The organism is Nocardioides sp. P5_C9_2, assembly GCF_054049555.1.
In genome coordinates, this window is record NZ_JBFUMD010000162.1 from 1 (window position 1) to 7,360 (window position 7,360).

The following is a 7,360-nucleotide window of genomic DNA, read 5'->3' on the forward strand; positions in this document are numbered from 1 at the left end:
AGTGCACCCGGCTCGGCGCAGGCAGCTGCGTGCGCGTCGGGTGCTGACGCCAGCGGGTCGGGGCCACCCCGTACTCACGCCCGAAGGCGCGGGTGAACCCCTCGTGGGAGTCGAAGCCAGCCTCGATCGCGATGTCCAGGACCTGCCGGTCGGTGACCGCCAGCTGGTACGCCGCCCGCTCCAGCAGGAGTCGTCGCCGCATCCGACCGGGAGGCTCGCCGCCGGTCGAGGAGACGATCCGGTCGAGGTGGAACCGCGACAGGTGCATCCGTCGCGCCCGTTCCTCACCGGTCAGGTCGAGCGTCTCGGCCAGCACGTCGAGGAACGAAGCGAACGTGTCGGTCGCTGTCGTCATGACCCCACCCTGCCCGTGCGCCGCGGTCGGCGCTTGACCGAACTTGTGCTGCCGGTCGATCAGGCGGGCGCGGAGACCAGCCCCAGCTCGGCGACCGACGCCAACGACTCGTTGCGCGGCAGGACCCGCACCGTGTAGCCGAACGGGCCGGAGCGGTCGAGGCGCACGTCGGCGTCGAAGCGGTGCCGGTTGCCCTCGTAGGACTCCGAGACGTGCATCGTGCTCGCCACCTGGTCGAGCAGCTCGTCGTCGGCGCCGGGACGGCCGTGGACGACCTGCACCTCGACGTCGTCGACCGACAGGTCGCCCAGGGCGACGTACGCCCGGACGGCCAGCGTGGCACCGACCTCGGCGGCGTCGCCGACACCCTCGGACTCCACGTGTTCGACCCGGACCGAGCTCCACGCGCCGCGCACGTGCTGCTTCCACCGAGCCAGCTCGCGGGCGCCGGCGTAGTCGGAGTTGAGGGCGCGGGAGGTGTGCGCCGCCGGGGCGTAGAGCTCACGCACGTAGTCACGGACCTGGCGGGTGGCGAGCACCTTGGGGCCGAGCGACTTGAGGGTGTGGCGCACCATCTCGAGCCAGCGGGTGGGCACGCCCTGCTCGTCCACGTCGTAGAAGCGCGGGGCGACCTCGTTCTCGATGAGGTCGTAGAGCGCGGTGGCCTCGAGGTCGTCGCGGCGGTCCTGGTCGTCGACGCCGTCGGCGGACGGGATCGCCCACCCGTTGTTGCCGTCGTACCACTCGTCCCACCAGCCGTCGAGGATCGACAGGTTGAGGCCACCGTTGAGCGCGGCCTTCATGCCGGAGGTGCCGCACGCCTCGTAGGGCCGCAGCGGGTTGTTGAGCCACACGTCGCAGCCGGGGTAGAGCGGCTGCGCCATSGCGATGTCGTAGTTGGGCAGGAAGACGATGCGGTGCCGGACCTCGGGATCGTCGGCGAAGCGCACCATCTCCTGGATGAGCTTCTTGCCGCCGTCGTCGGCGGGGTGCGACTTGCCGGCGATGACCAGCTGCACCGGGCGCTCGGGGTCGAGCAGCAGCCGCTTGAGGCGCGCGGGGTCGCGCAGCATCAGCGTCAGCCGCTTGTACGACGGCACCCGGCGGGCGAAGCCGATGGTCAGCACGTCGGGGTCCAGCGCGGTCTCGATCCAGCCGAGCTCGGCCGGCGCCAGGCCGCGCTTGGCCGACGACTTGGCCAGGCGGACGCGGGCGTCGTCGACCAGGCGGCCGCGCAGGGTGCGCTTGAGGTCCCAGAGGCGCCTGCCGTCGATGCGGTCGACCAGCGGCCACAGGGCGTCGGTGTCGTCGCTGTCGACGTCGGCGCCGAGCTCGGCGGCGAGCTCGAAGACCTCGCGAGCGATCCAGGTGGGTCCGTGGACGCCGTTGGTGACCGACCCGATCGGCACCTCGGCCTCGTCGAAGGCCGGCCACAGGCCGTTGAACATGCCGCGCGACACGTGGCCGTGCAGCCGGGAGACACCGTTGGCGCGCTGGGCGAGGCGGAAGCCCATGACGGCCATGTTGAAGACCGCGGCGTCGCCGCTGTCGTAGTCCTCGGCGCCGAGGGCGAGCACCCGGTCGGCAGGCACGCCCGGCGTCGGGGAGGCCTCGCCGCCGAAGTACTGCTGGACGAGATCGCGCGGGAAGCGGTCGATGCCCGCGGGCACCGGGGTGTGGGTGGTGAAGACCRTGCCGGCGCGGGAGACCTCGAGCGCGGTGTCGAAGTCGAGACCCGGGCCGCCCTCGCCGACGGTGAGCTCGCGGATCCGCTCGATGCCGAGGAAGCCGGCGTGGCCCTCGTTGGTGTGGAAGACCTCGGGCGCCGGGGCGCCGGTGATGCGCGAGTAGACCCGAAGCGCACGGACGCCACCCACGCCGAGGAGGAGCTCCTGGCGCAGGCGGTGCTCGGAGTTGCCGCCGTACAGCCGGTCGGTGACGTCGCGGTAGTGYTGCGGGTTCTCCTCGATGTCGGAGTCGAGCAGCAGCAGCGGGACACGGCCGACGTGGGCGACGAAGACGCGCGCGAGCAGCGGCTGGCCGCCGGGCAGGTCGATCGAGACGATGGCACGGGAGCCGTCGGCCTCGCGCAGCAGCGTCAGCGGGAGCTCGTCGGGGTCGAGGACCGGGTAGGTCTCCTGCTGCCAGCCCTCGCGGGACAGCGACTGCTTGAAGTAGCCGTGGCGGTAGAACAGGCCGACGCCGACGACCGGGATGCCCAGGTCGGAGGAGGCCTTGAGGTGGTCCCCGGCGAGGATGCCGAGGCCGCCGGAGTACTGCGGGAGGACGGCGGTGATGCCGTACTCGGGCGAGAAGTAGGCGATCGAGCGGGGCGCGTCGGGACCGGCCTTGCGGGCATACCAGCGCTCACCGGTCAGGTAGCGCTCGAGGGACTCGGTGGCCACCCGCAGGCGCTCGAGGAACACGGGGTCGCCGGCCAGCTCGTCGAGGCGCTCGCGGCCCACGGCGCCGAGCAGGCGCACCGGGTCGTGGTTGACGCCGACCCACAGCCGTTCGTCGATGGCCCGGAAGACGTCCTGCGTCTCCGGGTGCCACGACCAGCGCAGGTTGCCGGCCAGGGTGGCCAGGCCGGCCAGCGGCTCGGGCAGGACAGGACGGACGGTGAATCGTCGGATCGCTCGCACGGACCCGACCGTAGGGCATTTCTTGGATCGATCCAAGGTTTGATCGATCCAAGGACCTCCGGGACGCCCCGGCCACCCACCCGACCAGACCGCGCGTAACTCCGATCCACGTCGCGCCGTTGTCGCCGCATGACCCGCACCCGTGCCCCGCGCCGCACCGGACTCCTCGCCGGCCTGCTCGCGCTCACCGTGATCGGTGGCCTCTCCCAGCTGCCCGCCGTCGGCAGCACCGCCCCCGCCGCGGCGGTCGACCCCGACGGCGTCACCACCCTCGGCGACCCCGTCGACGCCCTCGGCGACCGCGACCTGCGCGGCACCGTCGACCCGCTGGCCGGTCAGCGGCAGGCGGTGGCGGCGCTCGGCGCGACCACCGTCCGGTGGAACGCCCTCGGCACCCCGGCCTCGATCCTGCCCGCGGACGGCTCCCTGGGCGCCGCACCCGGCGACGCCGTCGCCGGTGCCCGGGCCTGGCTGCGCGAGCACGCGGCGGCCTTCGGCCTCACCACCACCCAGGTCGACGACCTCGCCCTGGTCAACGACCAGCGCCTCGCCGACAGCGACGCCCGCGCCGTCCTGCTCCGCCAGCAGTACGACGGCCTCCCGGCCGCCGCCGGCGGGCTGGTGACCGTGGGGGTCGCCGGCGGCCAGGTCCGCTACGTCTCGTCGTCGCTGGCGCGCAGCCGCACCTCCTCCGTCCCAGCCGCGGCGCTGACGCCGCTCCAGGGCTGGCTGGCCGCCGCCGCAGACGCCGGGCTCCCGCGGGTCGACGCCGCGGGCGTCGACGTCGTCGCATCCGCGGCATCGACCACGGACTGGACCCGCCTCACCGTCCCCGGGCTGGACCGCGAGCAGCAGGTGCGCCTGCGGGCGCTCCCGATGGCCGACGGCACGGTCCGCCCGGTCCTGGAGGCCAACGTCGTCGACGTCGTGGGCGGCGCCGCATCGGCGTACACCTCGCTCGTCGACGCGGTCACCGGTGACGTGCTCGTGCGGCGCAACCAGGTCGACAACGCGGCGTACAACAACCTGTTCACCGGTGCGGTCACGGCGACCGACTGTGGTCCGCGGCACGCCTTCGAGCTCGCCGACGACCTCACGCGCTCCATCAACGCCGTCGCCGTGGCACTGCCCGCCGACGACGTGACCCTCAAGGTCTGGGGCCCGGGCGACGCCCTGCTCGGCACCTACGACCTCGGCACCAGCCCGGAGGTGGCGACCTACACCGCGAACACCATCCCCGCCGGCACCTACTCCGTGCAGGTCTGCCCGTTCGACGGCGCCTCGGTGGCGGTGGGCCAGTACACGCTCGCCGTCTCCACGAGCGACACCGCCGCCCCGTCCGGCGGCGACGCGGGCTTCGAGCCGCGCTGGCGCTACTTCCCGGCCAACCCGACGCCCGACTCCCCCGCCGAGACACCCTCCAACAGCGTGGTGGGCTGCTGGAACCTGCCCGGCGAGGACTGCGACATCCCGCCCGGCGAGCTCGCCGACGTGGCCGCCTTCGGTCCGTGGGACCACCTCGCCGCGGGGCTGGCCACCTCCACCACGGTCGGCAACAACGCCACCACCCACGAGGCGTGGCTGAACCCGGTGGCTCCCGGCGGAGCCGCCCAGGCGCCGGTCTCCCCGACACGGGACTACACGCCCGAGTTCACCGACGCGTGGAACAACTCGCGGTGCAACCCCGCCGAGCTCGTGCCCGGCGGCAACGACATCGACGCCTCGGTCACGAACCTCTTCGTCGCCCACAACCGCATGCACGACTTCAGCTACTACCTCGGCTTCACCGAGGACAACTACAACCTGCAGACCGACAACGGCGGCCGCGGCGGGGTCGCCGGGGACCCGGAGGTCGGCAACGCGCAGGCCGGCGCCCTCACCGGCTCGACGTACACGACCGGTCTCGGGCGCGACAACGCCAACCAGATCGCCCTGCAGGACGGGATCCCCGGCATCACCAACCAGTACCTCTTCCAGCCGATCGCCGGCGCCTTCTACGCCCCCTGCACCGACGGCGGGCTCGACATGGGCATCGTCGGCCACGAGTACACCCACGCCATCACCAACCGGATGGTCGGCGGCCCCGACGAGGGCCTGACCTCCGAGCAGGGCGGCGCGATGGGCGAGTCGTGGGGCGACCTGGTCGCCGGGGAGTACCAGTTCAGCCACGGCTACGACAACGGCGGCAACACCTGGGCCGTCGGCGCCTACGCCACCGGCAACCCCGACACCGCGATCCGCGACTACGCCATCGACGACAACCCGCTCAACTACTCCGACTACGGCTTCGACACCACCGGCACCGAGGTGCACGCGGACGGCGAGATCTGGAACGGCACGATGTGGGAGGTCCGCCAGGCCCTCGTCGACGCGTACGACGCCTCGTTCGACTACCAGGACGCGGCGCTGCAGCTGCGGTGCGCGCAGGCGACGCGGACGGCGAGCCCGACCGCCGCGGAGGCCTGCCCGGGCAACCGGCGCTGGCTCCAGCTGATGTTCGACTCGTTCCTGCTCCAGCAGGGCGCCACCTCGATGCTGGACGCCCGCGACGCGATGCTCGCGGCCGACCGGATGCGCTTCGACGGCGCCAACCAGGACGTGCTGTGGCGGGCCTTCGCCCGCCGGGGCATGGGGGTCGACGCCGCGGTGGCCTCCGCCGACGACGACCAGCCCGTCCCGAGCTTCGCGGCCCCGACCGGCAACACGGCCGTCACCTTCACCACCGGCGGTGCGGCGCAGGTCTACGTGGGTGACTACGAGGCCCGGGTCACCCCGGTCGCCGACACCGACTCCGGTACGCCGCTCGGCGCCACCGCGTCCTTCACCCCGGGCGAGTACCGGATGCTGGCCGTCTCCCCGGACCACGGCCTCACCCGCTTCACCCTCACCGTCCCGGCGGGCGGAGCGCCGATGACCGTGCCGGTGGCCGACGAGGTCGACGTCGCGGCGGCGGCGGCCGGCGCCTCGGTCATCGCGGCGACCGACGGCTCCCGCAACGCCGAGGCCCTCATCGACGGCACGGAGGCCACCAACTGGGGCGGCGTCACCGAGGGCAACGTCGACACCACCAACCCGTCGGTGGCCGTCGACCTCGCCGGCGACGTGCAGACGGTGCGCCGGGTCGGCGTGAGCGCCTACCTCACGCCGGCGCCCGCCGACCCGAACGCGATCCCGCTCGCCCAGGACGACCCCGACTCGGGCTCGCGCTTCACCGCACTGCGCCAGTTCGCCCTCGAGGCGTGCACCACCGGCTGCGGGACCGCGGACGCCACCWGGACCCGGTTCTTCACCTCGCCGGCCGACGCCTTCCCCGGCGTCAAGCCGCGCCCCGTGGCCCCGAACCTCACGATGCGTGAGTTCGACGTGCCCGACACCGAGGCCGCCGCCGTGCGCCTGGTGGCCCTGCACAACCAGTGCACGGGCGGGCCGGACTTCGCCGGTGAGCAGGACGACGACCCGCTCAACGACACCGACTGCGCCACCGCGTCCGACCGCGGCACCATCGTGCACGCCGCCGAGCTGCAGGTCTTCACCGGAAGTGGTGGCGACACCGGCACGGGCACCGGCACGGGCACCGGCACCGGCACCGGCACCGGCGGGACCGGCGGGACCGGCACGGGAGGCACCAGCTCGACAGGCGCAAGCACGTCCGGCACACCCGCGCGGGTGGGCACCTCCATCCGGCTCCGGATCCGGCGCGCGGTGCAGACCACGGCCAACGCGGCACCGGTCCTGAGGGCCCGGCTGCGGCTCGACGGAGCCCGCACGGACCGCCTCGGCCACTGGGTCGTGACGGTCGACGGACGCCGCCTCGCGAAGGTCCGGGTGCACCGGTTGACGCTGAGGATGCGGGTCTCCCGGCCCCTGCGCCCCGGAACCCACCGGGTCCGGGTCGTCTTCCGGCCCGCCGACCGCACCGCCTTCGCGCCGTCGCGCTCGGCGCGCGAGCGGATCGTCGTACGCCGCTGAGCCGGTCCCCGGCCGGCGGTCCCGGAGGCCCGGCGGGCGAGACCCGCCCGGCCWCCGGCTTGCGTGAGTCCCCCGGGTTCGAAAGTGTGGGCGCATGGTTGGACGCATACCCGTCATGGACGTCTCCCCCGTCGTCGACCTCGGCCGCCAGGCGGCCAAGGCCACCGTCGGCGAGCCGATGCCCGTCCGCGCGTCCGTGTTCCGGGAGGGACACGACCAGCTGGGCGCGGAGGTGGTGCTGAGCGACCCCTCCGGCGCCCGGCTCGCGCCGGTGCGGATGGTGAAGCACGCCGAGGTGCCCGACCGGTACGAGTCGTGGGTCACCCCCGACACCGAGGGGGCCTTGACCTTCGAGATCGCGGCGTGGTCCGACCCGCTCGCGACCTGGTAG

Annotated in this window: 4 protein-coding genes; 2 read left to right on the top strand and 2 right to left on the bottom strand. The window is 73.6% G+C overall.

Features of this window, described 5'->3' with window-relative positions; translation table 11 throughout:
* Together ACXJKL_RS10045 and glgP are read right to left on the bottom strand one after the other, a co-directional pair.
* On the bottom strand, nucleotides 1-355 hold a 355-nt coding region (locus ACXJKL_RS10045; RefSeq protein ID WP_457206916.1), incomplete at its 3' end, for a helix-turn-helix domain-containing protein.
* A 59-nt stretch (nucleotides 356-414) separates the two neighbouring features.
* Nucleotides 415-3,000, bottom strand: coding sequence for an alpha-glucan family phosphorylase (glgP, locus tag ACXJKL_RS10050; protein WP_457206917.1), 2,586 nt, complete (start codon nucleotides 2,998-3,000; stop codon nucleotides 415-417).
* 129 nt (nucleotides 3,001-3,129) lie between these two features.
* Between glgP and ACXJKL_RS10055 the strand changes: the two genes are divergently transcribed.
* Nucleotides 3,130-6,969, top strand: a complete 3,840-nt coding sequence (locus tag ACXJKL_RS10055) for a M36 family metallopeptidase (protein ID WP_457206918.1) — start codon at nucleotides 3,130-3,132, stop codon at nucleotides 6,967-6,969.
* A gap of 94 nt (nucleotides 6,970-7,063) precedes the next feature.
* Nucleotides 7,064-7,360 carry a maltotransferase domain-containing protein gene (locus ACXJKL_RS10060; protein WP_457206919.1) on the top strand — a complete coding sequence of 99 codons (297 nt, stop codon included), beginning with the start codon at nucleotides 7,064-7,066 and terminating at the stop codon, nucleotides 7,358-7,360.

Coding starts and splice junctions, on each gene's coding strand:
- ACXJKL_RS10060 (WP_457206919.1), top strand. CDS start 7,064: ATGGTTGGACGCATACCCGTCATGGACGTCTCCCCCGTCGTCGACCTC.